The sequence below is a fragment of the Herbaspirillum lusitanum P6-12 genome (genome assembly GCF_000256565.1).
GTDB classification, from domain to species: Bacteria; Pseudomonadota; Gammaproteobacteria; order Burkholderiales; family Burkholderiaceae_D; genus Herbaspirillum; species Herbaspirillum lusitanum.
Window position 1 is genome coordinate 1 of sequence record NZ_AJHH01000073.1, and the last position, 1109, is coordinate 1109.

Sequence of the window (1109 nt, forward strand, 5' to 3'; positions counted from 1 at the left end):
AGGACGGCCTGGCCGCGCACGTGGAAGCGGTCTGCAAGAGCGTCAAGTTCGGCGTCATCGTCTACAACCGCGGCCAATGCCGCCTGACGCCCGCCACGCTGGCGCGTCTCGCCGAGCGTTGCCCCAACCTGGTCGGTTTCAAGGACGGTATCGGCGACATCGAGCTGATGTCTTCGATCTACATGAAGATGGGCGACCGCTTCGCCTACCTCGGCGGCTTGCCGACGGCCGAAGTCTATGCCGCCGCCTACAAGGCGCTGGGCACGCCGGTGTACTCGTCGGCGGTGTTCAACTTCATCCCCAAAACTGCGATGGAGTTCTACCATGCCGTCGCCGCGGACGATCTCGCCACCCAGCATCACCTGCTGCGCGAATTCTTCATGCCTTACCTCGAAATCCGCAACCGCATGCAAGGCTACGCGGTCAGCATCGTCAAGGCCGGCGCCCGCCTGGTGGGCCATGACGCCGGCCCGGTGCGCGCCCCGCTGACCGATCTCAACGCCGCCGAATGCGAAGCCCTCGGCGCGCTGATTGCCAAGCTGGGTCCGCAATGATTTCCACTCAAAGTCCTACCCAATCACAACTACTCAAGGAGACAAGATGTTCAGGAAATGGATGTATCTGGCCAGCGCCATGGCATGCTCAATGGTGATCGCTCAGGGCGCAGCGGCTGCCCCAACCGCCGACGAACAGGCAGTGGCGACCGCGGTCGAAAAACTGCGCGTGGCAATGACCTCGCAGATCGACCGCGGCGCATTGGATGCGCTGACCGAAGAGCAACTGAGCTACGGCCACTCCAACGGCGTGGTGCAGACCAAGGGCGAATTCATAGGCCAGCTGGCCAGCGGCGAATCGACCTTCGTCAAGATCGACCTGACGGCGCAAACCGTTAACGTGCAGGAAAACGTCGCCGTGGTCCGCCACACGCTGACGGCCGTGACCAGCGACTCCGGCAAGCCGGGCAATGTCGCGTTGAAGATCCTGATGGTCTGGAAGAAGACCGGCGGCCAATGGCGTCTGTTGGCGCGCCAGGCGGTGCGTTTCGCGGCGCCGACCTGAGCCGGGTTGCTGCTGTTGAAATAAAAAAACCGAAGCCGCGGCGCTTGCCA

General features: G+C 63.0%; 2 protein-coding genes. Both read left to right on the forward strand.

What is annotated here, in order from left to right:
* Positions 1 to 554, forward strand: a 554-nt coding sequence (locus HLUSI_RS0102540; protein WP_016832479.1) for a 5-dehydro-4-deoxyglucarate dehydratase, incomplete at its 5' end; no start/stop codon positions are given.
* A gap of 46 nt (positions 555 to 600) precedes the next feature.
* Positions 601 to 1059, forward strand: a complete 459-nt coding sequence (locus HLUSI_RS0102545) for a nuclear transport factor 2 family protein (RefSeq protein WP_029363037.1) — start codon at positions 601 to 603, stop codon at positions 1057 to 1059.
* Positions 1060 to 1109: the final 50 nt, after the last annotated feature.

Coding starts and splice junctions, on each gene's coding strand:
- HLUSI_RS0102545 (WP_029363037.1), top strand. CDS start 601: ATGTTCAGGAAATGGATGTATCTGGCCAGCGCCATGGCATGCTCAATG.